The organism is Yersinia rochesterensis, assembly GCF_003600645.1.
Taxonomy (GTDB): domain Bacteria; phylum Pseudomonadota; class Gammaproteobacteria; order Enterobacterales; family Enterobacteriaceae; genus Yersinia; species Yersinia rochesterensis.
The window spans coordinates 4283966-4307852 of the sequence record NZ_CP032482.1 but is presented as its reverse complement, the minus strand read 5'-3'; the positions used below and the strand labels follow the sequence as shown (position 1 = coordinate 4307852).

Genomic DNA, 23887 nt, shown 5'->3' with positions numbered 1-23887 from the left:
AGGGTGATGTACTGATTTAGCCAGTGTTATCAAAAGCATGGCTAAATGTAATAAACTGGGAATGTTACCATTCAGTTAATATATTGGAGGGAAGAGTTAGTTTTAAACGAAAACATTCCTGAAAAACATGTACATCTTTATAAAAAGTACCAAGATATGTATTACGTTATTAAGTTGATTAATGTTTAATTTTAAATGTGTAGTACCTTAAAAGCCCTGACTAACTCGTGTAGTCGGGGCTTTTATCATTTTGGGGCCACGGGTATACCAAATAAAAACAGGAGGGTGGATGGAGGTCAGGTTAGCATCACCGAGTGAAGCCGAGCAATTATGGTGGGTTAGGAATCAGGCTATCAGACATGGGTGTCGAAATGTGTACGATGAGAAAACACTAACCGCATGGACACCGGATCAGATGCCCGAGGGGTATCCCAAGGCTGTGGCGAGTAATCCATTTTTTGTTATTAATGATTCGATCAGCCAAGTAGCTATTGCTACAGGTTTTTTAGATCTTTCATCCGGTAGTGTCGAAGCAGTTTTCACCTTACCAGAATTTGAAGGCCGTGGTTTGGCATCTCGGATTTTGGATGCTATCAAGCAGGAAGCCAGAGATCGAGGATTCACAAAATTAACCCTTTCCTCGACACCGAATGCATCGGCATTTTATGAAAAAAATGGTTTTACTCTACTCGGCGAGAGTTTCTACCCATCACAGTTGGCACAAACCAACCTTAGATGCATGGATATGTTCTGCCATTTATAATCTGTAAATGAGCTTTATTCTGACAAAAAAATGGTGATATATCCGTGAAACCACCGGACAAGAATGAATCTTGTCGGTGGCATTAACATGCTAAAAATAATAACTTTTCTTTCTATTACAATGAACTTTTAGCCATTACTTTGGTTGATGCTTTGTGCATGTAGTTTTGTCCAAAATAACTCGTCCAACCCAATAATAACAAAACACCCTAATGGCATGATAAAGCCCTGAGCCATTGAATAGGCATCAGCAATGCCGTCCATGAGCAATGGCATCACGGCTCCACCCACAATTGACATTACAATATAGGGAGAGGCTTTTTTGGTTTGTTCGCCCAAGCCGAAAATACCCAGAGCAAAGATAGTTGAGAACATTATCGACATGAAATAGAAACTAAGCACCAGTGAGATAACCGCCAATATAGGCGATCCGTGTGTGTTCTAATTCCAGCAGATGGCGGGTATTGAGAATATCAGATACCACCAAATCAATAACTTGCGATTCCCCTTGGCGAAGATTACGCGCAAAAATATTAGCCTCATAACCCAGCTCGTCGATAGCTTTCATCACGCGCTCACCGGTTGCTGCGGCGACTTTCTCGGGCCGGGTCAGAGTGCGCGATACAGTTGAAGCAGAAAGAGCGAATTTCTTTGCAAGATCAATTGTATTGGCAATTCCTATCTCAATGACAACGTTTGCATTCAGTAATGCAGAAGTAGTCATTCAGGAGACCAAATAATAATCAGGAGTTGATCACATTTATCTGACGAATATGAATATTGGGTCGGGGAAGTGTGATGGAAATGTGATTAAGCGATGGCGACATATCGCGCATTTTGCATGTCACAATGTAAAATTAGTGTGAAATATATGTGACTCCGTGCGCAAAAACAGACCGATTTTATGCTGGTTTTATCGGCAAAACCACGTCGAAAATTCTCCCACCTTGTCTTAATGGCCAATAAGAAATCTTATAACTGATTAATTTTAAACATTATTAATGTCATCTTTTTTTAGGTTTGTGGTGGGTTATTACAGTTTTTTTGGCGCTTGATTGTACTTGTCTATACGAGTATATGTTAATAAATATTAAAACTAAGTAATGTCGTTGATACCTGAAAAACTGGTTGAAGGAAATTGCCGTGACTGCCCAAAATAGATTCCGTGATACTGAAATTCGAGCTTCGCGTGGTACAAAACTAACTGCTAAAAGTTGGATGACCGAAGCCCCGCTGCGTATGTTGATGAATAATCTCGATCCCGATGTGGCCGAAAATCCAAAAGAATTAGTAGTTTACGGTGGTATTGGTCGTGCGGCCCGTAACTGGGAATGCTATGACAAAATTGTGGAAAGTCTCACTCAGTTGAATGATGACGAAACTCTACTGATTCAGTCTGGCAAGCCCGTGGGTGTCTTTAAGACTCACAGTAATGCACCTAGGGTATTGATTGCTAACTCTAATTTAGTTCCACACTGGGCGAATTGGGAACACTTTAATGAGCTGGATGCCAAAGGTTTGGCTATGTACGGCCAAATGACTGCGGGCAGTTGGATATATATTGGTAGCCAGGGCATTGTGCAGGGTACCTATGAAACTTTCGTCGAGGCGGGTCGGCAACACTTTGGCGGGAGCTTGAAAGGGCACTGGGTATTAACCGCGGGCTTGGGCGGTATGGGCGGCGCGCAACCGCTGGCGGCAACCTTAGCTGGTGCTTGTTCGCTGAATATTGAGTGCCAGCAAAGCCGTATCGATTTCCGTCTCAAAACCCGTTATGTCGATGAACAAGCAACTGATTTGGATGATGCGCTGGCACGGATTAAAAAATATACGTTTGCCGGCTCCGCTGTTTCTATCGCCTTATGCGGCAATGCCGCCGAAATTTTACCTGAGCTGGTACGCCGTGGGGTTCGCCCTGACATGGTGACCGACCAAACCAGTGCTCATGATCCACTGAATGGTTATTTGCCGACTGGCTGGAGTTGGGAAGAGTATCGTCGACGAGCCCAAAGCGAGCCAGCGTTAGTGGTGAATGCCGCCAAAACTTCAATGGCCGAACATGTCAAAGCGATGTTGGCTTTCCACAATATGGGCATCCCGACCTTTGATTATGGCAATAATATTCGCCAGATGGCTCAAGATATGGGTGTTACCCATGCGTTTGATTTCCCAGGTTTTGTTCCTGCCTATATTCGCCCCTTATTCTGCCGTGGGATTGGCCCATTCCGCTGGGCGGCGCTTTCTGGTGATGCCGACGATATTTATAAAACGGATGCGAAGGTCAAGGAACTTATCCCGGATGATGAACATTTACACCACTGGCTAGATATGGCCCGTGAGCGCATCAGCTTCCAAGGGCTACCCGCGCGTATTTGTTGGGTTGGCTTGGGCCAGCGCGCTAAATTAGGCTTGGCTTTTAATGAGATGGTCCGAAGTGGTGAATTGTCAGCGCCGATTGTCATTGGCCGCGACCATCTGGATTCCGGCTCAGTTGCCAGCCCTAACCGTGAAACCGAAGCTATGCAGGATGGTTCTGATGCTGTCTCGGATTGGCCGCTACTCAATGCATTGCTGAATACCGCCAGTGGCGCCACTTGGGTATCACTGCACCATGGTGGTGGTGTGGGAATGGGCTTCTCGCAACATTCAGGCATGGTGGTGGTATGTGATGGCAGCGACGATGCGGCCGAACGTATTGCACGAGTCTTACATAATGACCCGGCAACTGGTGTGATGCGTCATGCTGATGCGGGTTATGATATCGCGATTAATTGTGCGCAAGAACAAGGCCTTAATCTACCAATGATTGCCGCAACTCAAGGGAAGAAAGCATGAAAACAACAATGATACTGCGCCCTGGCCAGATGACTCTGGCTGATTTGCGACATATTTATCAGCATTCCGTACAGATAACTTTGGATGAAAGTGCTTACGCACCTATTCAGCAAAGTGTGGATTGCGTGCAAGCCATATTGGCAGAGAAGCGCACAGCTTATGGTATCAATACCGGATTTGGCCTGTTGGCATCGACACGTATTGCAACGGAGGATTTGGAAAACCTACAGCGCTCAATTGTGCTTTCCCATGCCGCAGGTGTTGGGGAACCCAATGATGATGCTATTGTACGTTTGATTATGGTATTGAAAATCAATAGCTTGGCACGTGGGTTCTCAGGTATCAGACTTAAAGTCATTCAAGCGTTGATAACATTAGTTAATGCACAAGTTTATCCGCATATTCCACTAAAAGGCTCCGTGGGTGCTTCTGGTGATTTAGCTCCGCTGGCACACATGAGTTTACTACTGCTTGGAGAAGGTAAAGCTCGGTATCAGGGCGAATGGCTGGATGCAGGTACGGCACTGGCTAAAGCAGGTTTGCAGCCGCTGACATTGGCAGCCAAAGAAGGGCTGGCGCTCCTCAATGGTACTCAGGTTTCCACCGCGTATGCTTTGCGCGGTTTATTTGAAGCTGAAGACCTTTATGCAGCGGCCTCCGTCTTTGGTAGCTTGACGGTGGAAGCAGCATTAGGTTCTCGTAGCCCATTTGATGCCCGTATCCATGCCGTTAGAGGTCAACGTGGGCAAATTGATGCTGCCAGTACTTACCGTCATCTGCTTGGCGAGCGCAGTGAACTCTCTGAATCTCATCGTAATTGTGACAAAGTTCAAGACCCATATTCTCTGCGTTGTCAGCCACAGGTTATGGGGGCTTGTCTGACCCAAATGCGACAGGCAGCTGAAGTTTTGGCGATTGAATCGAATGCGGTGTCAGATAACCCATTGGTATTTGCTGAGCAGGGCGATGTGTTGTCTGGTGGGAATTTCCATGCTGAACCGGTTGCTATGGCGGCAGATAATCTGGCGCTGGCACTGGCGGAGATAGGCTCATTATCAGAGCGCCGTATTTCGCTATTAATGGATAAACACATGTCGCAGCTACCACCATTCCTGGTGGAAAATGGCGGGGTAAACTCTGGTTTTATGATTGCGCAAGTTACGGCGGCAGCGCTAACCAGCGAAAATAAAGGGCTGGCATTCCCCTCAAGTGTTGACAGCATCCCAACCTCGGCGAACCAAGAAGACCATGTCTCTATGGCCCCGCGTGCCGGTAAGCGTTTGTGGGAAATGGCGGAAAATGTGCGCGGCATTCTGGCTGTTGAGTGGTTGGCAGCATGCCAGGGGCTGGATCTGCGAAAAGGCCTAAAAACATCAGAGACTTTGGAACCTGCGCGCTTGTTACTGCGTAAACATGTGGCTTACTACGAAAAAGATAGATTTTTTGCTCCCGATATTGAAGCTGCAAGCCAGCTAATTGCTCAGCTTCATATGAATGAACTGATGCCCCCGCATCTACTTCCTAGCCTTTAATAAATCATTAGTTTCAATAAATAATAATCACTACAAAACAGTGATGTGTAGGTGATTCCGGTAACCGGAATCACCCTCTCTGAACTCCTGCCTGAAAGGGCACAAATCTTGCGAGAATGTACCATGAAGAATGATTCATCCACGCTCAAACGCGGGCTTAGCGCCCGGCATATCCGGTTCATGGCGTTAGGTTCCGCCATTGGCACTGGCTTATTTTATGGTTCCGCTGAGGCCATCCGTCTGGCTGGCCCCGCGGTATTACTCGCTTATCTGGTTGGTGGCGCTGCTGTATTTATGGTGATGCGCGCATTGGGTGAAATGGCGGTGCATGATCCGGTTGCCGGCTCCTTCGGCCACTACGCCAGCCGCTATCTTGGCCCATTGGCAGGTTTTCTGACCGGCTGGACATATACCTTTGAGATGATCATCGTGGCGCTGGCCGATGTCACGGCGTTCGGTATTTATATGGGGTTGTGGTTCCCAGATGCGCCACAGTGGGTTTGGGTACTGAGTATTATTTTCTTTATTGGTGCGCTAAATCTGTGTTCAGTCAAAGTTTTTGGTGAAATGGAGTTCTGGCTATCACTACTAAAAGTGACCGCGATTATTGTCATGATTGCGGCAGGGCTGGGCATTATGATGTTTGGCTTTGGTGTCGGTCATGAGAGCACTGGGGTCAGTAATTTATGGTCTCATCAAGGGTTTATGCCAAACGGTATTACGGGGGTGATTGCTTCATTTGCTGTAGTGATGTTTGCTTTTGGTGGTATCGAGATCATTGGGGTGACGGCCAGTGAGGCGAAAGACCCGGAAAAGGTATTACCGCGTGCTATCAATACTGTCCCAGTGCGTATTTTACTGTTCTATGTTTTGACCTTATTTGTTTTGATGGCGATTTATCCGTGGAACAGTATTGGACAAAACGGCAGTCCTTTTGTTGAGATCTTCAGTAGTTTAGGAATAAGTTCTGCCGCAAATATTCTGAATCTGGTGGTTATTACCGCGGCTATTTCAGCGATCAATAGTGATATTTATGGTGCTGGTCGCATGATGTATGGCCTGGCACAGGAAGGGTTGGCACCTAAGTGCTTTAGCCGTTTAACCCGCAATGGCGTACCATGGATGACTATTTTAGTGATGGCGATAGCGCTGTTATGCGGGGTGATTTTGAATTATTTGATCCCGAAGAATGTGTTCTTGATTATTGCCTCGATTGCGACCTTTGCGACGGTCTGGGTATGGCTAATGATACTTATCTCACAAGTGGCTATGCGTCGCTCAATGAGCAAAGAAAATGTTGCCCGCCTGGCTTTCCCTGTGCCTTTCTGGCCAGTGGCACCGATTCTCACTATTATCTTTATGGCTTTCATTATCGCGGTTCTGGGGTATTTTCCTGATACTCGGATTGCCATGTATGTTGGTCTGGTTTGGGTAACATTAATGACACTTGCCTGGTGGGTTTGGTTGCGTAAAGCACCCGTTCATATTATTGCAGATCAAGTGGAAAACAGCGAAGCATAGCCGTGATTACCTCAAGTCAGGCTACTGATAACACTATTATTATCTTTAGCCTGAGTTATTTTTAGATATGGGATCGCGGTGGTGTATTGAGCACCAACTTTTGGTGCAGCTCCAACGCCATACTCTCAAGGCGAGTGGTTAATTGGTTAGTCAGAGTCGTTAATTCGGTATTTTGGCGTAGTAATTCCAGCATTATCTCGGAATTTTGGGCTGCTATCTTTTGTCGTTCCTCATTTGCGATAGCCAAGGCTTCACGGTGTTGTGCAACGGCATCGGAATGGGCTTTATCGCGCTCCGCTTGGCGAGTTTGAGCTAACAAAATAAGCGGTGCGGCATAGGCCGCCTGTAAACTGAAAGCCAAATTAAGCAGAATAAAGGGATATACATCAAACTTGACCACGCCCAGTACATTCAACCCAATCCATATCACGACAATGAGTGTTTGTGCTCCGAGGAAGACCGGCGTGCCAAAAAAACGTGCAAAGGCCTCTGCTTTCAGCGCAAACCAACCATTACCGAAAGGATTAGACAAATGCTCATGAGGGCGATGGAAACGAAGATAATCCACTTTTCGCTGATGCGCGGGTTGTTGTTTGACCATCGGTTCAGTCGTTTTCATAGAATCCCATCCTACAAATGGGCGGTTCTGGCACGAAAGAACCGCAATAAAGTTAAACGGAGTCATTTAATACTATAGTGAAATGAGATGGATAACGGGGAATTAAGCTGTTTAAGGCTATTTCTTTGACAGTAAGAACTGGATGTTAATTTTATTAATATCGCGCTATATACCAAGTTAATACTTTGCGTTTAAAGTAACAGCATGACAGGTGGTGATAAAGTGACCTTAATAATGAAAATTATATATCTACGGAGTAATTACCCATGACAGCTCTAGCCATTAAGCGGTGGATTAAACGGATTATACTGGTCTTGGTGGTCATGTCAGTGACCATACTGGCGATAAGAATTTATGATACACAACGTGGTCCGAAGCTTGAACTTTGGCATACGTTTGTCCCGCATGACATGCGCGCAGCTGAAATTGATAAAGCCAATTGGGCCGATTACATTACAGCTGAAAACAAGATTTTCGATGAAGTTCGGACCAATGTTACCGAGAAATTGGAACCAAGAACCCAGGTTCCATTAAATCGCTATTATTCTGGTAGCTCGATTTATCCACCTCATTTTAAAAATGACTGGAACCGTTCTTATATCCTGCAGCCCGATGGTAAACCTAAAGGTGCGGTCGTATTACTGCATGGCCTGACTGATACCCCCTACAGTTTGCGCCATATTGCTGAAAATTATCGTCAACGTGGATATGTTGCTGTTGGTATTCGTTTACCTGCGCATGGCACCGTACCTGGCGCTTTGACCGATGTTGAATGGCAGGACTGGTTAGCAGCTACCCGCCTGGCTGTTCGTGAGGCTAAAGCGCTAAGTGGCCCTGATTTGCCGCTGCATGTTGTTGGTTTCTCTAACGGGGGGGCACTGGCAATGAAATATACGCTGGACTCCCTGGAGGACCCAAAACTGGCAAAACCTGAACGGGTTATCTTGATATCTCCAATGATTGGTGTAACAAGTTTCGCACGTTTTGCCGGTGTTGCGGGTTGGCCAGCTATCTTCCCAGCCTTTGCAAAAGCGGCCTGGTTGGGGATCGTGCCCGAGTTTAACCCATTCAAATATAATTCATTCCCGGTTAATGCTGCTCGTCAGTCTTATTTGCTTACTTCTGTGTTACAGCAGCAAATCGCGCGTGATGCCAGAAACAATAAAATGGATGAACTGCCGCCAATTCTGACTTTCCAGTCATTAATGGATTCAACGGTCAGTACCCGTGCTGTTGTTACAGCCCTCTATAACCACTTGCCGAAGAATGGCAGTGAAGTGGTGCTGTTTGACTTGAACCGCGCCGCCAGTTTCGGCCCATTACTGAGAACATCTTCTTATACGGCTTTGGCCCGTTTATTACCGCCACCACCGCGTAATTACAGCGTAACTGTTATTAGTAATGTTTCACCGCAGAGTAATGAAACGGTGGCATTAACCACACTGGCGGGTCAAACCAATGAGACTTCAACGCCAACGGGGCTGATTTATCCACCGGATATCTTCTCGTTATCTCATGTGGCATTACCATTCCCAATGAGTGACTCACTTTATGGGCGCTATCCTGAGCCGCGTGATCAATACGGTATCAGTTTGGGGACGTTCGCTGCACGCGGTGAGCGGGCCGTCTTGGTGGTTGGATTGGATTCACTGATGCGTATCTCATCGAACCCATTCTATCCATATATGTTGCAACGGATAGACGACAAGATAGACGCCCCAGCCAAATGACTGTTTTTATAAATGACAGTTTCTCTCAATAATAGTGCCTCTAAAGCCCCCAAATTGGGGGCTTTTTCATAATGAGTGCCATACTTTCAAATCGTACATGCTCTTCATGTTTATTGACCCTGAAAGGAAAGCACTATGTCTATCGAAAAAGTGGTATATCGTGCCAAAGCCAAAGCGACGGGGGGTCGTGATGGCCGGGCAACATCCTCGGATGGCGTATTGGATGTGAAATTGGGTGTCCCGAAAGAGATGGGCGGCGCAGGAGGGGCCGTGACGAATCCTGAGCAGTTGTTTGCTGCGGGATATTCTGCCTGTTTCCTTGGGGCACTGAAATTCGTAGCATCAAAAGAAAAGGTGAAAATACCCGATGACGCCAGTATCGAAGGGACAGTCGGTATTGGTGCTATTCCGACGGGATTCGGCATTGAGGTTCAACTGGATATTAGCTTGCCGGGTGTTGAGCGCAGCGTAGCAGAAGATTTGGTGAAAAAGGCCCATGTTGTCTGCCCATACTCCAATGCAACCCGTGGCAATATTGACGTCACATTGAATATCAAATAAATCATCACCCTCACTTGCCAGCCCATGAGAGTTATCTTGTGGGCATATACTCCTTTTCCTCGCATTAACCGATAAATAAGCAGATATCTCCTGCCTAGACTATGCGTTAATTTGAAGACTAAACCACTAAAAATGGTTAAGGTAATTCTTGTAACTGAGATCAATAGCGTGCTTATTAGTTTTACACTGAACCTGAGGAGGGGTTCACTGTCTGATTGATTCACACCGCAAATAGTGTCTTTGGAGACCTTGCGTTATATGGACAGAGTTAAATCTTTATCCCAGCAAAGTATTTCTTTGTTGTTGGCAGTTTATATTGGTGTTTTCCTGAATATCTCTGTCTTTTATCGTCGTTTTGACACCTTTAGCCAAGGTATTCAAAGCATAAAAGTCGTGTCTGCTATCATCGAAGTGATGGCGATTATTCTGTTTACTTTCTTTGTCATGCGCGTCATTTCCCTCGGTGGCCGGTGGTTTTATCGCGTAGCCGCAACCCTTTTGGTGCTGATTTCTGTTGCTGCCAGCTATTACATGACTTTTTTCAATGTTGTGATTGGCTATGGCATCGTCATTTCCGTCTTGACCACGGATACTGATCTCTCGAAAGAGGTCATCGGGTTGCATTTTGTCATTTGGATGATTGTGGTCAGCGCCCTACCTTTGTTACTTCTCTGGAAGAATACCTTACGATTCACCTTACTGGAGCAGTTTCGAACGCCGGGCCAGCGCCTCAAACCTCTATTATTGATGGTGGCGGTTGTGGCATTGGTTTGGTTACCGATTCGTTATCTGGACAAAGTACAACACGCGGATGAACAACTGAAAACTGTAGACTTACCGAGTTATGGTGGGGTGGTTGCTCACTCCTATCTGCCTTCTAACTGGTTGGCAGCATTGGGTTTATACGCTTATACACAATACGACGAAAAGTATGATGCGGCGACAATGTATGATCCCGCGAAACACCATACTTATGTTGCCCCCGCAGGTATTGATGACACTTATGTTGTGTTTATCATTGGTGAAACTACCCGTTGGGACCATATGGGGCTGCTGGGGTATTCACGGGATACCACCCCGCGCCTAAGTAAAGAAAAGAACTTAGTCGCTTTTCGTGGCATATCTTGTGATACCTCGACCAAACTTTCATTGCGCTGCATGTTTGTACGGGAAGGGGGGACGGAAGAAAACCCACAGCGCACATTGAAAGAGCAAAATGTGTTCGCAGTGATGAAATCTTTGGGTTTTTCTTCCGAATTATTCGCGATGCAAAGCGAAATGTGGTTCTACAATAATGCGAACGTCGATAATTATTCGTTCCGGGAATTGATTGCTTCTGAGAAACGTAACGATGATAAGCCAGTAGATGACATGCTGCTGGTTGATGAATTGAAAGAATCACTCGGGCGCTATCCTGTCGGTAAGCATTTAGTGATACTGCATACCAAAGGTTCACATTATCTCTATTCCCAACGTTACCCCCGCAGCTATGCCCGCTATCAGCCTGAATGTATGGGAGTTGATGACTTTTGTAGCAAACAGCAATTGGTGAATGCTTTTGATAACAGTGTGCTGTACACCGATTCCTTTATTGCGAATGTGATCGATGAAATGCGCGATAAGAAAGCGCTGGTGTTCTATGCTGCAGACCATGGGGAATCTATCGACGATAATTCCCACTTCCACGGCACGCCACGGGAGATGGCACCGCCAGAGCAATTCCGTGTGCCATTGATGGTTTGGGCATCAGATAAGTTTCTGGCGCAACCGGCGAACCTCACGGCTTTTGAGCAGTTGCAAGCCGAACAGCGCATCGGCAAAAGTCACCGTCAGGTTGAGTTGTTTGACTCCGTCCTCGGATGTTTAGGCTATACCTCACCCGATGGCGGAATTAATGCAGAAAATAACTGGTGTCAGACTCCGACATGGCAGACTCAGCCGAATTAATACAGGATAATCTGATATAGGATGATTTTTGATACCAATCGCAATGTTGCTTTAATGTTACGGTATACTTCAACCTAATCCCCGCCAGCTGGAGTATACCGTGACCTATTGTGTTGCCTTTATTGATGATCACGACATCGTGCGTTCAGGTTTTGCCCAATTACTTTCTTTGGAGGAAGATATCCAGGTTGTGGGTGAATTCAGCTCCGCGAAGCAAGCTAGAGCTGGATTACCGGGCTTACAGGCGAATATCTGTATTTGTGATATTTCCATGCCTGATGAGAGCGGATTGGATTTATTAAAAGATCTCCCCTCAGGGATGGGGGTTATTATGCTTTCGATGCATGACAGTCCGGCGTTAGTTGAAATGGCGCTAGAGCGCGGCGCACGGGGGTTTCTATCCAAACGTTGTAAGCCAGAAGACTTGGTTAATGCTGTCCGTACGGTGGGCAGTGGCGGAGTGTATCTGATGCCGGAAATTGCCCAAAAATTAGCCCGTGTTGCGGTTGATCCTTTAACTCGTCGTGAGCGAGAAGTTGCTGTGTTGTTGGCGCAAGGTATGGAAGTGCGTGATATTGCCGAGGCACTCGCCCTGTCACCGAAAACAGTCCATGTTCATCGCGCTAACTTATTTGCCAAGCTTGGTGTCAGTAATAACGTTGAGTTAGCCAAGCAGGTATTGAATCTATGATGCAGCGTTTGATTATGCTGCTGGCATTATTATTTATTTATATCACTGCCGCTTTCTGTTTATGGTCCGTTGGCACTGTATTGGTTGATAGGCCGTTACAGGCCATGCTGTTATTCCCTTTTGGCCTGCGTATGGGTATTTTATTACAAAGCCCACGGCAATATTGGCCGGGAATTTTGTTGGGTGACGCGTTACTCTGGTGGCTGCTAACGGATCAATTTGGCTACCCCGAGTTATTGTGGTTTGCTCTTCCCCTCCTGCTGGCGACCACCTTGTTGGCTGTTTTCGCCTCCCCTTGGTTATTGCGCCATCAGAAAAATGACAATGAATGGAAATGGCCCTTGATGCAGGGCGCTGTCATTATTGGTGCGGCGTTGATACAAGCGTTGGGATGGGAAATTGCCAGTCAACAGGGGGCGATGGCACTCTTATTGGGGTTGGTTGGCGGCTTTACTATCGCGCCGATTTGCCTGTTATTGTGGCATTATCTGGCGCGCCAGATCTGGGCTCCACTGGAACCGGGGCTAATACATAAGCCAATTAACCTGCGTTTGAATCATATAATGTGGTATTTGCTGCTATTTGCCCTGAGTATTTGGCTACAACATCATATCACCGAATCAGATTTGTATTTATTTGCACCTTTCTGTCTGGCGATTCCCATTGTATTTATGTCTTACCGCTATGGCTGGCAAGGGGCGGTAGTGGCCACTCTGCTCAATGGCATGGTGTTATTGATTATTACTCCGGCAGGGTTAGATTCACACCGTGATTTATTATTATCACTATTAGCGCAAAGTTTAACGGGTTTATTGCTTGGGGCTGGTATTCAGCGGCAGCGGGAGCTGAATGAACAATTACAAATACGGCTGAATGAAAACCGTGAACTAGCCAAAGCGTTGGTGGTGGCTGAAGAGCATGCCCGGCGTGATGTCGCACGCGAGTTGCACGATGAGGTCGGGCAGACGGTAACAGTTATTCGCACCCAAGCCAGTATTATCAAACGGCTCACCACACAACCTCAAATTTCTACCAGTGCCGACATGATAGAAACACTGGCTTTACGCGTTTACGACGGCGTCCATGATATTTTGGCGAAGTTATGGCCAGCAGCATTAAATAACCTACCTTTATCAGCCGCTGTTGCGGCATTGATGCGAGAGCTTATTCCACAGGATCAATCGGTAGTTGGAGTGCTTAATTGGCAGCTCGATGATTCTCCGGTAGATGAAACTCTGAGAATTACGCTATACCGCATTTGTCAGGAGGGGGTCACCAATGCCTATCGCCATGGGGGGGCCAGTCGGATTGAGATTAATGCTAAGCAAGATAAACAGAAGATATACCTGACCATTCGCGATAATGGTAAAGGCATGGATTTGGCAACATTAACGCCAGGTTATGGGTTACGTGGTATGCAATCGCGCGTCAGTGCATTGGGGGGAAGCTTTAGCCTTAGTGTGGACCAGGGTACCTGCTTAAGTGTGACCCTGCCCACAAATTCTTTGTCAGCTAATGAAAACTAGGAAATATTCTCGTTTTCTGCAGGTGTTTTTCTCATTGGTTTTGTACGCACGAGGGACATGATGACTCTACTTGATAAATTTTCTGAGGTTCACATGTGGTCTTTCCTCAAAAGTCGCGATAACGTACCAGCGGTAACGGATCAAGCGCAAATTGACTCTTCTTATAAATACTGGCGCATTCAATTAATGTGGACGATGTATATCGGCTACGCCGCTTTTTATTTTACCCGTAAAAGCTTCAACTTTATTATGCCGGCCATGCTCAGCGATTTGGGTCTGACAATGTCAGATGTTGGGATTTTAGGCACGCTATTTTATATTACTTATGGTTGTTCCAAGTTTATTTCCGGAATGATCAGCGACCGCTCAAATCCACGTTACTTTATGGGTATCGGGCTGGTCATGACCGGGATTATTAATATCCTGTTCGGGATGAGTTCTTCATTGCTGGTGTTTGGTACCTTGTGGATAGTTAATGCATTCTTCCAAGGGTGGGGCTGGCCGCCATGTTCTAAAATATTAACCAGTTGGTATTCTCGCTCAGAACGCGGTAGCTGGTGGGCGATGTGGAATACATCACATAACTTTGGCGGTGCATTAATTCCCTTGCTGGTTGGTTTTATTTCTCTGCACTTTAGCTGGCGCTACGGCATGATTATCCCCGGCATCGTCGGGGTGGTAGTGGGTTTGCTGATGTGTTGGCGACTGCGTGATAAACCTAGCACCATGGGGCTGCCAAGTGTGGGCAAATGGCGTAATGATGCCATGGAACAGGTGCAAGAATCTGAAGGCCAAGGGCTTTCAAACAAAGAAATTGTAAAGCGTTATGTGTTAACCAATAAATATCTTTGGTTGCTGGCGGCTTCCTATGTACTGGTTTATATCGTCCGCACCGCGATCAATGACTGGGGAAATCTCTATTTGACGCAAGAGAAAGGCTATTCATTAATGACAGCTAACTCGGCAATTTCATTATTTGAAGTGGGCGGGTTTATCGGTTCGCTGGTCGCGGGTTGGGGATCGGATAAGTGGTTTCGGGGTAATCGTGGGCCGATGAACCTGATATTCGCCATTGGTATTTTCCTTTCTGTCGCCTCATTGTGGATTATGCCTGGTGTCAGTTATGTCTTGCAGGCCGGATGTTTCTTCGCCATTGGTTTCTTTATTTTTGGCCCACAGATGCTTATTGGTATGGCTGCCGCTGAATGCTCACATAAAGATGCTGCGGGAGCGGCTACCGGTTTTGTTGGGTTATTTGCCTATTTAGGTGCTGCCTTATCAGGCTATCCTATTGCTCGCATTATGGAAATTTGGCACTGGAATGGTTTCTTTGTGGTTATTTCCATTGCTGCCTGTTTATCCGCTTTCTTCTTGTTGCCATTCTTGCGGGCGCAATCACCGCAGTTGAAACAAGCTGAAGCTTGATTGTGCTCGAATGATGCTTTTAACAACAGTCACTCGTGAGTTGTTAAAAAGTGATTGACGGCCCAGACGCGTAGCAGTAAGATGCGCCCCGATTCGGCGAGTAGCGCAGCTTGGTAGCGCAACTGGTTTGGGACCAGTGGGTCGGAGGTTCGAATCCTCTCTCGCCGACCAAATTTAAGAACCCTGATAGCAATATCAGGGTTTTTTTTCGTCCCTATCTTTTTATCTCTCGGTGACATCTCATTTAGTCTCATTGTATTCAATTTTAAATTATCTTTATATTATCAATAATCTTATTTTATCTCATGTGTATTACTAATTTTTGACAATATATTTTTTTTATTCTTCTAATTTATTATATGTATTTAATCATATTGACTTTGTTTTATTTAAAACCGCTAATGGATATCGGTTTCATCGGTAATGCGGCCAAGATGATAACCATTATGTAACTAATATAATAACCATATCAACTATTCTATAAGAGGAATAATATGATTTTCATAAATGAGAATAATAGAAGGAAATTATCCGTGTTGCCACTCTCTATCATGCTGTCGTTATGTGGAATGTCGGTATCTCATGCCGCCAATATCATTGCTGATAAGGCCGCACCTGCGGGACAGCAAGCAGATATAAAAATAAAGCCAAATTCGCCCTCGCCAGTCCCCTGTCGTTCTATCATGGGTTGTGGTGAAACCACCACGATAAATATCCAGGCACCAGACATAAATGGATTGTCACATAATAAATATACTAAATTAGATGCACCTCATTTTCAGGATGTTGTTATCCTGAATAATAATTTAATCAAAGAGGTTAATGGTAATCCGAATCTGGAAAATACAACAGCGAAGATTATTTTGAATGAAGTAAGATCTCAGCACGCAAGCAATTTAAAGGGGAATATAAAACTCTCAGGTCAAGATGCCCATGTTATTATTGCTAACCCATCGGGTATTGATTGCAATGGGTGTTCATTCTCCGATATGTCTCATCTGACTCTAACAACAGGAGAAGCATATTTCGGTAATAATAAGAAGCTACAAGGTTTTGAGGTCTGGAATGGGGATATTAATATTAATAAAACTATGGGATATCATCTCGGGCTTCATCACAAAGGGAGAGGTAAAGATCCCGCCTATCTTTATTTATTCGCTAATTCATTAAAAATAAAAGGTAAAGTACAAGCGGATGATCTCTTTGTTATTGCGGGTAAAAATAGCATAAGAATAGCATCTCCTGGTGAAAAAATGGGGATATCACCGCTAGTAGCCTATCTGAGCACCCCTAATTATTTTGATAGTATCGATGTCAGTGATATGGGAGGTATGTATGCTAATAAAATACGCATCATCGCCGAAGGTAATATAAATAATAGCAGAAATATCGAATCAACCGGCGCACTCCAGATGGTCACTAGAGGGGATATAAATAATCGCAGAATCAAATCAACTGGTGCACTCCTGATGGTCGCTGGAGGGAATATCCGTAATTCTCTGGGTGCAGAGATTACCGGCGGGAAAGTACAGCTATACAGTGGTGGTATAGTCAATAATATACACGGGAAAATAAAAGCAAGTAGCATTAATAAGAGGTCATCGGTTTATATAAAGGCTGCGGAGTTAAATAATAATAATGGCGAGATTCAGACGGATGGTGGAAAAATAAATATACTTCTTGATAGTCCGATAAATAACAACAATGGTGATATAGCTGTTATCGGGAAAACAAAAACAAAACGGTTAGAGATTTAAGATGACTTCTTTGTATTAAATATAATTTAAATAAATTCGTGTGTATTTTTAAAAAGTTAGCCACGTATTGTGGCTAACTTTTCTGATGGCATGACCCAGTTATGGTTTAGTTTAGATGGAGAGTGTTGCATGAAGTTTAAAATAATAACCAGAGATGTTTTAAAATATTATAATATTTCACGAGCTATGACTGTATTATTTTATTTTTTGGTTTTCATGTTTGTTTTACCTCTTGCGGCTTATGCGGATACTAATCCAACTCAAACAGCGATATTAGAAAAACAACAAATAAATTTAAAAAATAATCTTATACCTCCACTGAAACATGCACTGATGGATAGCAAACCCATTACACCCGCAGAAACTGACTCTTCAGATGATTCGTCATGCTTGGTTATTAATCAAGTAAAGCTGATTAATATTGATGCCTTTCCTAATGCGGGGCGTTTAATGCAATGGGCAAAGCAGGCTCAAGGGCATTGTTTGGATGAGAAAGGGTTATCATCTCTGCGCAAGACACTTCAATGGCAACTGGTTACTGATGGCTATATTACTTCACATGTGACTTTCACCGAAGACAGTTATGTGGAAGGCACTTTATTCCTAACCTTAATTCCTGGCAATTTGAGTGGCATTGATCATCATGAAGACAGTCATGACTATGCACAGTTAAATACAGTCTTTCCCGGTAGATTAGGTGAAATGGTTAATTTACAAAACCTCGAGCAGGGGTTAGAGAATTTACAGCGTTTGCCCTCAGTGAGTGCGACCATGGATGTGGTGTTAAATCGTGAGGATTTAACTAGCCAAATTATGGTGAAACGCCAGCAATCGCGCTTTTGGCGAGTCGATACTTTTCTCGATAATGCGGGGCATTATGCTGTTGGCCGCTATCGTGCGGGTGCAACATTATTTTTAGATAACCCATTATCATTAAGTGATTTAGCTTATTTCTCTGCTGGGCGCGATCTGGATAATCATCATGATAAAGGTAACAGTAACCTTACCCTACATTACTCCGTCCCTGTTGGTTATTGGTTATTGAGTATGACGGGTAGCCGTGGGGATTATTATCAGTCTTTGTTGATGGGCGATACTGCGTTTAAATATCACTCACGCTGGCGATCATTGGATATACAAATTCAACGGCTGTTGATGCGAGGTTACAATTATAAAACCGTGGGCTACACTGGGGCATTAATCCGAAAATCCAACCGTTTTTTTGCTGATTCAGAAGTGGAGATTCAGCGGTCGGATACCGTCGACTGGCAACTCGGATTACAACATCGCTACTATACCCGCTGGGCGACCATGAGCGGTGAGGTTAGTTATCAGCAAGGCACCCAATGGTTTGGGGCACGACCATCACCGGATAAAGAGTCATTTTCAGCGAGCAGACTGATTAATCTCACGGCTTCACTGGATATTCCTTTTATATTGGGGGAGCAGCGTTTTCATTATCAACCGACATTTAGCCAGCAATATACTCGCTCAAATCTTGCGATACAGGATAACTTTTCCATTGGTGGGAGAAGCTCAGTGCGCGGATTTGCTACCGGTAGGGCACTTGCTGGGCCGCAAGGGTGGTTTTTAAAAAATGATATTGCTTGGGTAAATCAGCGTCTTGCTAGCCAATTGTATGTAGGGGTAGATTATGGCGAAGTGAGTAAAAAAGGGGGGCAATTTTTATTAGGTAACCGCTTAGTCGGGGGGGTATTGGGTATTCGGGGCAGTTATCACCAGTTTGGATATGACTTTAATATCGGTTTACCACTCGATAAGCCGAGGGAGTTAAATACTGACCCTCTAGCATTTGGTTTCGTAGTGAACTGGAAATATTAGTCTTTATATATAATGGATAAACATAATTAATATATAGATATTGTATTTTTAAGGTTGTAGTTATGTATTAATTGCTTGAGTATTAAAATCACTTTATTTTTTTATAAAATAGGTGAATGAAATGATTAATGCATATATATACTCTGATCTTAATATTAAAAATGGCATGATAATACCATGTTGTTTTTTATATTTCACAATTCCATTATCATATGCTGAGATTGTTGTTGATAAAAATGCTCCTTTACATCAACAGCCTAGCGTTTCTTCAATATATATAAAATGGAGTGAAGCACATTGTAAGGCATTAGATGCGCATTGTCGAGGAGCTAATTATACTGCGATAAATATCCAAACCCCCAATGATAAAGGTATATCTCACAATAAATATGTGAAATTTGATGTAATAAATAGTAGTGGATACGATAAAGTATCGCTTAATAATTTCCCTGCTTCGAGTGCGACAGGAAATCCAAATTTAACAACGGTGTCAGCAAAGGTTATTTTGAATGAAGTGACTTCAGGAAATAAAAGTCTATTGAATGGCGAGCTTATTGTTGCCGGTGAAAAAGCACATGTCATTATCGCGAACCCTGCGGGGATAAGTTGTGATGGTTGTTATTTTAGTAATATTGATTATGTGACTTTAACCACTGGGTTACCGGTGTTCAACGGGGAAGGACAGCTTGGTGGTTACCAAGTGAGTAGTGGTGTCATTGATATTGGCACTCGTGGCCTGAAACATAATGACAGTGATGATACTTATTTAGACCTTTTCGTTCACTCATTAAAAGTAGGAGGAGAAATAAGGTCAAGTGATATTCTCGCTATTATAGGTAAAAATAGCATAAGTTATGCACCAATAAATGGAAAGGTAAATGTAAAATCATTAGTGGGTGCTTCATCTGGTAATAAAAATAATCCAGGTGTTGATGTTTCCCATTTGGGGGGGATGTATGCCAATAAGATTTTTGTATTTTCTAGGAATCGTGGTGTAAAAAACTCTGGGGTTCTTCATGCAACGAATAAGTTGATATTATCTTCAAACCGATTTATTAAGAACAATCATGGGAAAATATCTTCTGGAAACATAATATTACGGAGTTTTGCCTTAATTGATAATCAACAAGGGACGATAAAAAATATAAGACCGATTCCACTTGCTAATACTGAAGAGAGATTTGGCATTAATATTACGGGAAAAATCCTTAATAATAAAGAAGGGTATATTCACTCAAATATTGGTGATGTGCTTATGACGACTGATGGTAATTTCTATAATAGTGGTGGATTGATAAAAACTGTGGGTTCATATGGTCATGCTGATATTAAAATTAAAGCGAAATTAGTTAATAATTTTAATGGAGTGGTCATCACTTCAAATAATATATTAATCAATGCTGATAGCTTAAAAAACAATCAAGGGCGGGTTGTCAGTGCTTTCGGGACTGTGACTCTGCGCTATAAAACGCTAGAGGATACAACGGGAGTATTACATGGGGGAATGGGGGTTAAAAGAACCATAAAGTAACAGATAAAATGTGTAATTTTATCTTTCTCAGTATGAATGCACTGTTTTGGGGCCCCACTATAGGGCGTCATAGCTGTAAGCTATGTTCTCTCTGGCTCGGACGAATGACTCAGCGAGTTTTTCGCTTTTTTAACAGCACGCAAAATGTTTGAGATTCCGGTTGTGTGTGACAAGGTTCACGTCACTTATCGGCTGTCACAGCCGCATTTCTCTCTATTTTCTATCGTTATTACAAAAAAATCTGAACAGATAATCCTCATTTAGCAACAAAGTTTTTTCGTTTGTCATTAGCTGTTACAACTGCTTTATTTTTCTTAGCCAGTTTATACCGCTGGATTATTCCTAATAGCATAAATTTTAATGCTGATAATGTTAATGGAAAGTTTTTTTTATGTTTGTATGCTGTTTCTCATTGTCTTAATAAATCCATTCAGATCGTATTGACGTTGTCACCAACTGTTGCCAAATTGGTACCCTCAGGGGTAGTAATCGAGAGCAATTTGGGGTTATTCCATACATTCTACATTGCCGTCGCGATAGCATTTATCCGGCATCTCAATCCCGCATCCCTGCGGTAAATAGGCCAAAACGGTACAGTCCACTGACTAAAAAATTATAGGGCTTGGCCGTACACACAACACACATCACCATAATGGAGCACAAGCGATGACGATTTCCTTGGGAAAAACAGGGATACTGAAATTCGGTATTGGGCTGATTGCACTGACCGTAGCGGCCAGTGTACAAGCGAAGACATTGGTATATTGTTCTGAGGGCTCTCCGGAAGGTTTCAACCCACAACTTTTCACCTCTGGCACAACTTATGATGCAAGTTCGGTTCCTATCTACAACCGTCTGGTTGAATTCAAACTCGGTACAACCGAAATTGAACCCGGTCTGGCTGAAAAGTGGGAAGTGAGTGAAGATGGTAAAACTTACACTTTCCACCTGCGTAAAGGCGTGAAGTGGCAAGATAATAAAGACTTTAAACCGACCCGCGATTTTAATGCTGACGATGTGATTTATTCATTTATGCGTCAGAAAGATGATAAACATCCGTACCATAAAGTGTCTGGCGGCAGCTATGAATACTTCCAGGGTATGGGTATGGGTGATTTGATCACCAATATCGTTAAAGTTGACGATAACACCGTGCGCTTTGAGCTGGCGCGTCCAGAGTCTCCATTCCTGGCTGACCTGGCAATGGACTTCGCGTCAATTCTGTCTGCTGAATATGCTAACAACATGCTGAAAGCGGGCACACCGGAAAAAGTCGATTTGAACCCAATCGGTACCGGCCCATTCCAGTTGCAACAGTACCAAAAAGACTCCCGCATCCTGTACAAAGCCTTTGAGGGTTACTGGGGCACCAAACCGAAAATTGATCGTCTGGTCTTCTCAATTACCCCAGATGCGTCAGTCCGTTATGCGAAATTGCAGAAAAATGAATGTCAGGTTATGCCGTACCCTAACCCGGCCGACATTGCTCGCATGAAAGAAGACAAAACTATCAACTTGATGGAGCAACCTGGCCTGAACGTCGGTTACCTCTCTTTCAATGTTGAGAAAAAACCACTGGATAACCTCAAAGTCCGTCAGGCGTTGACCATGGCGGTAAATAAAGAAGCGATTATCGAAGCGGTTTATCAGGGCGCAGGCCAAGCGGCCAAAAACCTGATCCCACCGACTATGTGGGGCTACAACGATGACGTGAAAGATTATGCTTACGACCCAGCTAAAGCGAAAGAGTTGCTGAAAGAAGCTGGCCTGCCAGATGGTTTCGAGATCGACCTGTGGGCAATGCCAGTTCAGCGTCCGTACAACCCAAATGCGCGTCGTATGGCTGAAATGATCCAGTCCGACTGGGCGAAAGTTGGCGTGAAAGCCAAAATTGTGACCTACGAGTGGGGCGAATACCTCAAGCGTGCTAAAGACGGCGAGCATGAAACTGTGATGATGGGCTGGACTGGGGACAATGGGGACCCGGACAACTTCTTCGCAACTCTGTTCAGCTGTGATGCGGCCAAACAAGGTTCCAACTACTCCAAGTGGTGCTATAAGCCGTTTGAAGACGTGATCCAGCCAGCGCGTGCTGAGTCTGACCATGACAAACGTGTCGCACTTTACAAACAAGCTCAGGTTGTTATGCATGATCAAGCGCCAGCGCTGATTGTTGCTCACTCAACCGTGTATGAGCCAGTGCGTAAAGAAGTGAAAGGTTATGTGGTTGATCCGTTGGGTAAACACCATTTCGAGAACGTGTCCCTGGATTAATTTTAACCTGTTAGATAACCGGTGAATGTGTGTAAAAGCATGTTCGCCGGTTTCGCATTTAGGTTAAGACAGATACAGATGTGAGCCATATAACCTCTCCCAATAAGTGTTATTGTCGCAGAAATTTTGGGCATGGACAGCGCGCAAGCACCGGAGCGGACACCATGACCTTGTAAATCATGGCTACGTGACGTTGGTGAGCACTGCCCCAGGTCAAAATGGCAAGTAAAATAGCTTATTGGGGAGGTTTAATAAGCTGGGTTGCCCACGAGCGGCCCGGCATTCTACACAGAGAGTTCGGGATATGTTGCAGTTCATACTCCGACGTTTGGGGTTAGTTATCCCAACGTTTATCGGCATTACTTTGCTGACCTTCGCTTTTGTCCATATGATCCCGGGTGACCCGGTGACTATCATGGCCGGGGAACGCGGTATCTCCACCGAGCGCCATGCTCAAATCATGGCGGAAATGGGGCTGGACAAGCCTCTTTATCAACAATACTTCCATTATGTGAATGGCGTATTACATGGCGACCTCGGCATCTCGCTGAAAAGCCGTATTGCTGTCTGGGAAGAGTTTGTTCCCCGCTTTAAAGCAACACTGGAACTTGGGATCTGCGCGATGCTGTTTGCTATCGCCGTGGGTATCCCGGTCGGGGTGTTGGCAGCAGTCAAACGCGGTTCAATATTTGACCACACCGCCGTGGGGATCTCCCTCACCGGCTACTCGATGCCTATCTTCTGGTGGGGCATCATGCTGATCATGCTGGTTTCGGTGCAATGGAACCTGACCCCGGTTTCGGGGCGAGTCAGCGACACTGTATTCCTTGATGATAGCTTGCCGTTGACCGGTTTTATGCTGATAGACACCCTTGTTTGGGGTGAGCCCGGCGATTTCAAAGACGCCGTGATGCATATGATTTTACCCGCCATTGTCTTGGGTACGATTCCCCTCGCCGTGATTGTGCGGATGACCCGCTCCTCAATGCTGGAAGTGTTGGGCGAGGATTATATCCGTACCGCGCGCGCTAAAGGCCTGAGCCGGATGCGCGTGATAGTGGTTCATGCCCTGCGCAATGCCTTATTGCCGGTGGTCACCGTGATTGGCTTACAGGTCGGCACTATGCTGGCGGGCGCGATTTTGACGGAAACCATCTTCTCTTGGCCGGGATTAGGGCGCTGGTTGATGGATGCATTGCAACGCCGCGATTACCCGGTCGTTCAGGGTGGGGTGTTGCTGGTCGCGATCATGATTATTTTAGTTAACTTGCTGGTAGATGTGCTCTATGGCGTAGTTAACCCGCGTATTCGTCACAAGAAATAAGGGGCGCAAA

18 protein-coding genes and 1 tRNA gene are annotated in these 23887 nt (G+C 44.7%); 16 read left to right on the top strand and 3 right to left on the bottom strand.

From position 1 onward, the window contains the following. The first annotated feature begins 289 nt into the window (after positions 1-289). On the top strand, positions 290-763 hold the full coding sequence (locus tag DXZ79_RS19990; RefSeq protein WP_038637519.1) for a GNAT family N-acetyltransferase: 474 nt from the start codon (positions 290-292) through the stop codon (positions 761-763). A gap of 128 nt (positions 764-891) precedes the next feature. On the opposite strand, the gene DXZ79_RS19985 is transcribed toward DXZ79_RS19990, so the two are convergent. Both DXZ79_RS19985 and DXZ79_RS19980 read right to left on the bottom strand, forming a co-directional pair. Next, a complete protein-coding gene (locus DXZ79_RS19985; protein ID WP_235202963.1) occupies positions 892-1182 on the bottom strand; it encodes a hypothetical protein in 291 nt (96 codons plus the stop codon). After that, positions 1157-1486 carry a LacI family DNA-binding transcriptional regulator gene (locus tag DXZ79_RS19980; protein WP_038637514.1) on the bottom strand — a complete coding sequence of 110 codons (330 nt, stop codon included), beginning with the start codon at positions 1484-1486 and terminating at the stop codon, positions 1157-1159. The genes DXZ79_RS19985 and DXZ79_RS19980 overlap by 26 nt, the downstream gene beginning before the upstream one ends. A 419-nt stretch (positions 1487-1905) precedes the next feature. Between DXZ79_RS19980 and hutU the strand changes: the two genes are divergently transcribed. The 3 genes from hutU to DXZ79_RS19965 all read left to right on the top strand — a co-directional run bounded on the left by hutU (position 1906) and on the right by DXZ79_RS19965 (position 6650). Next, the gene (hutU, locus tag DXZ79_RS19975) at positions 1906-3597 is read left to right on the top strand and encodes a urocanate hydratase (RefSeq protein WP_120011571.1); all 1692 of its coding nucleotides are present in this window, start codon (positions 1906-1908) and stop codon (positions 3595-3597) included. Beyond that, positions 3594-5129: a histidine ammonia-lyase gene (hutH, locus tag DXZ79_RS19970; protein WP_050291873.1), complete on the top strand. Its 1536-nt coding sequence runs from the start codon at positions 3594-3596 to the stop codon at positions 5127-5129. Before hutU ends, hutH begins: the two co-directional genes overlap by 4 nt. 123 nt (positions 5130-5252) lie before the next feature. Then, complete coding sequence (locus tag DXZ79_RS19965) at positions 5253-6650, top strand: amino acid permease (protein WP_120011570.1); 1398 nt, start codon at positions 5253-5255, stop codon at positions 6648-6650. Positions 6651-6711: 61 nt separating this feature from the next. Here DXZ79_RS19965 and DXZ79_RS19960 read toward each other — a convergent pair whose 3' ends face one another. Continuing rightward, a complete protein-coding gene (locus DXZ79_RS19960; protein WP_120011569.1) occupies positions 6712-7269 on the bottom strand; it encodes a DUF1003 domain-containing protein in 558 nt (185 codons plus the stop codon). Positions 7270-7535: 266 nt separating this feature from the next. Here DXZ79_RS19960 and DXZ79_RS19955 point away from each other — a divergent pair, with 266 nt between their 5' ends. From DXZ79_RS19955 to dppB, 12 genes are all read left to right on the top strand, one after another. Next, positions 7536-8999: an alpha/beta hydrolase gene (locus DXZ79_RS19955; RefSeq protein ID WP_038637502.1), complete on the top strand. Its 1464-nt coding sequence runs from the start codon at positions 7536-7538 to the stop codon at positions 8997-8999. Between the two features lie 135 nt (positions 9000-9134). After that, the gene (locus DXZ79_RS19950) at positions 9135-9560 is read left to right on the top strand and encodes an organic hydroperoxide resistance protein (protein ID WP_038637498.1); all 426 of its coding nucleotides are present in this window, start codon (positions 9135-9137) and stop codon (positions 9558-9560) included. Positions 9561-9818: 258 nt separating this feature from the next. Next, on the top strand, positions 9819-11507 hold the full coding sequence (gene eptB / locus DXZ79_RS19945; RefSeq protein WP_120011654.1) for a kdo(2)-lipid A phosphoethanolamine 7''-transferase: 1689 nt from the start codon (positions 9819-9821) through the stop codon (positions 11505-11507). 100 nt (positions 11508-11607) lie between these two features. Further along, positions 11608-12198, top strand: coding sequence for a response regulator transcription factor UhpA (uhpA, locus tag DXZ79_RS19940; protein ID WP_120011568.1), 591 nt, complete (start codon positions 11608-11610; stop codon positions 12196-12198). After that, the gene (gene uhpB, locus DXZ79_RS19935) at positions 12195-13724 is read left to right on the top strand and encodes a signal transduction histidine-protein kinase/phosphatase UhpB (RefSeq protein WP_038637493.1); all 1530 of its coding nucleotides are present in this window, start codon (positions 12195-12197) and stop codon (positions 13722-13724) included. Before uhpA ends, uhpB begins: the two co-directional genes overlap by 4 nt. Before the next feature lie 93 nt (positions 13725-13817). After that, the gene (gene uhpC, locus DXZ79_RS19930) at positions 13818-15149 is read left to right on the top strand and encodes an MFS transporter (protein WP_038639936.1); all 1332 of its coding nucleotides are present in this window, start codon (positions 13818-13820) and stop codon (positions 15147-15149) included. Positions 15150-15243: 94 nt separating this feature from the next. Then, a tRNA-Pro gene (locus DXZ79_RS19925) sits at positions 15244-15320 on the top strand. A 323-nt stretch (positions 15321-15643) separates the two neighbouring features. Further along, complete coding sequence (locus DXZ79_RS19920) at positions 15644-16906, top strand: two-partner secretion domain-containing protein (RefSeq protein WP_120011567.1); 1263 nt, start codon at positions 15644-15646, stop codon at positions 16904-16906. A 129-nt stretch (positions 16907-17035) separates the two neighbouring features. Further along, positions 17036-18748 carry a ShlB/FhaC/HecB family hemolysin secretion/activation protein gene (locus DXZ79_RS19915; RefSeq protein ID WP_120011566.1) on the top strand — a complete coding sequence of 571 codons (1713 nt, stop codon included), beginning with the start codon at positions 17036-17038 and terminating at the stop codon, positions 18746-18748. A 121-nt stretch (positions 18749-18869) separates the two neighbouring features. After that, positions 18870-20279, top strand: a complete 1410-nt coding sequence (locus DXZ79_RS19910) for a two-partner secretion domain-containing protein (RefSeq protein WP_050291872.1) — start codon at positions 18870-18872, stop codon at positions 20277-20279. A gap of 666 nt (positions 20280-20945) precedes the next feature. Continuing rightward, complete coding sequence (dppA, locus tag DXZ79_RS19905; RefSeq protein ID WP_038637482.1) at positions 20946-22553, top strand: dipeptide ABC transporter periplasmic-binding protein DppA; 1608 nt, start codon at positions 20946-20948, stop codon at positions 22551-22553. A gap of 304 nt (positions 22554-22857) precedes the next feature. Further along, positions 22858-23877 (top strand): dipeptide ABC transporter permease DppB, encoded by a 1020-nt coding sequence (gene dppB, locus DXZ79_RS19900; RefSeq protein WP_019081650.1) that lies wholly within the window; start codon positions 22858-22860, stop codon positions 23875-23877. Positions 23878-23887: the final 10 nt, after the last annotated feature.

Excerpts from the sequence above, each read along its gene's own strand:
- DXZ79_RS19990 (WP_038637519.1), top strand. The coding sequence starts at position 290 with ATGGAGGTCAGGTTAGCATCACCGAGTGAAGCCGAGCAATTATGGTGG.
- DXZ79_RS19980 (WP_038637514.1), bottom strand. The coding sequence starts at position 1,486 with ATGACTACTTCTGCATTACTGAATGCAAACGTTGTCATTGAGATAGGA.
- hutH (WP_050291873.1), top strand. The coding sequence starts at position 3,594 with ATGAAAACAACAATGATACTGCGCCCTGGCCAGATGACTCTGGCTGAT.
- DXZ79_RS19965 (WP_120011570.1), top strand. The coding sequence starts at position 5,253 with ATGAAGAATGATTCATCCACGCTCAAACGCGGGCTTAGCGCCCGGCAT.
- DXZ79_RS19960 (WP_120011569.1), bottom strand. The coding sequence starts at position 7,269 with ATGAAAACGACTGAACCGATGGTCAAACAACAACCCGCGCATCAGCGA.
- DXZ79_RS19955 (WP_038637502.1), top strand. The coding sequence starts at position 7,536 with ATGACAGCTCTAGCCATTAAGCGGTGGATTAAACGGATTATACTGGTC.
- DXZ79_RS19950 (WP_038637498.1), top strand. The coding sequence starts at position 9,135 with ATGTCTATCGAAAAAGTGGTATATCGTGCCAAAGCCAAAGCGACGGGG.
- eptB (WP_120011654.1), top strand. The coding sequence starts at position 9,819 with ATGGACAGAGTTAAATCTTTATCCCAGCAAAGTATTTCTTTGTTGTTG.
- uhpB (WP_038637493.1), top strand. The coding sequence starts at position 12,195 with ATGATGCAGCGTTTGATTATGCTGCTGGCATTATTATTTATTTATATC.
- uhpC (WP_038639936.1), top strand. The coding sequence starts at position 13,818 with ATGTGGTCTTTCCTCAAAAGTCGCGATAACGTACCAGCGGTAACGGAT.
- DXZ79_RS19920 (WP_120011567.1), top strand. The coding sequence starts at position 15,644 with ATGATTTTCATAAATGAGAATAATAGAAGGAAATTATCCGTGTTGCCA.
- DXZ79_RS19915 (WP_120011566.1), top strand. The coding sequence starts at position 17,036 with ATGAAGTTTAAAATAATAACCAGAGATGTTTTAAAATATTATAATATT.
- DXZ79_RS19910 (WP_050291872.1), top strand. The coding sequence starts at position 18,870 with ATGATTAATGCATATATATACTCTGATCTTAATATTAAAAATGGCATG.
- dppA (WP_038637482.1), top strand. The coding sequence starts at position 20,946 with ATGACGATTTCCTTGGGAAAAACAGGGATACTGAAATTCGGTATTGGG.
- dppB (WP_019081650.1), top strand. The coding sequence starts at position 22,858 with ATGTTGCAGTTCATACTCCGACGTTTGGGGTTAGTTATCCCAACGTTT.